Genomic DNA, 1,017 nt, shown 5'->3' with positions numbered 1-1,017 from the left:
ACGCTGGAGCTGCCACTGAGCAGATTGCCGCTGGTAGCGGTGCTGTCCTCGGCGACGGTCAGGGTTTCGTCGGCGTCGGTGAAGTCGTCGTTGGCCGGGGTGACGGCGATGGTGAGGGTGCTGATGTCGTCGGTGCCCGAGCCGTCGGTGACGGTGTAGCTGACCACCGGGAAGCTGCCGTTGAAGTCGGCGGCCGGGGTAAAGCTGTAGCTGCCGTCGGCATTGACGGTGAGCTCGCCCTTGCCGGCGACGGTATAGGCGTTGCCCAGCACGAACGGACCGGCCTCGCCGGCAATGCTGAAGCTGGCGATCGACAGCGAGCCGTCGACGCTGGAGCTGCCGGAGAGCAGGGTGCCGGTGGTGGCGGTGCTGTCCTCGGCAACGGTCAGGGTCTCATCGGCATCGCCGAAGTCGTCGTTGGCCGGGGTGACGGTGATAGCCAGGGTGCTGGTGTCGTCGCTGCCCGAGCCGTCGGTGACGGTGTAGCTGACCACCGGGAAGCTGCCGTTCCAGTCGGCCGCCGGGGTGAAGCTATAGCTGCCGTCGGCATTGATGGTGATCTCGCCTTTACCAGCCACCACGTAGGCGCTGCCCAGCACGAACGGACCGGTTTCGCCGGCAATGCTGAAGTCCTTGATGCCGACCGCACCGTCGACGCTGCTGGTACCGGTCAGCAGGGTGCCGGTGCTGGCCGCGCTGTCCTCGGCGACGGTCAGGGTCTCGTCGGCATCGGCGAAGTCATCGTTGGCCGGGGTAACGGCGATGGTGAGGGTCGAGCTGTCGTCCGTGCCCGAGCCATCGGTGACGGTGTAGCTGATCACCGGGAAGCTGCCATTGAAATCGGCGGCCGGGGTGAAGCTGTAGCTGCCGTCGGCATTGACGGTGAGCTCGCCCTTGCCGGTAACGGTATAGGCGCTGCCCAGCACGAACGGACCGGCCTCGCCAGCCAGGGTGAAGCTGGCGATCGACAGCGGGCCGTCGACGCTGGAGCTGCCGGTCAGCAGGGAGCCGTTGGTG

The 1,017-nt window shown here is 67.1% G+C and carries 1 protein-coding gene; it reads right to left on the bottom strand.

Annotation, left to right across the window (positions count from 1 at the left end; all coding sequences use genetic code 11):
• Positions 1–1,017: tandem-95 repeat protein (locus tag LMJ29_RS10540; protein WP_229605477.1), on the bottom strand; the 1,017-nt coding region annotated here is incomplete at both ends.

Origin of the sequence: Pseudomonas oryzagri (assembly GCF_020831405.1) — a bacterium.
GTDB lineage: Bacteria > Pseudomonadota > Gammaproteobacteria > Pseudomonadales > Pseudomonadaceae > Geopseudomonas > Geopseudomonas oryzagri.
This window is presented reverse-complemented; position numbering and strand designations above follow the sequence as displayed.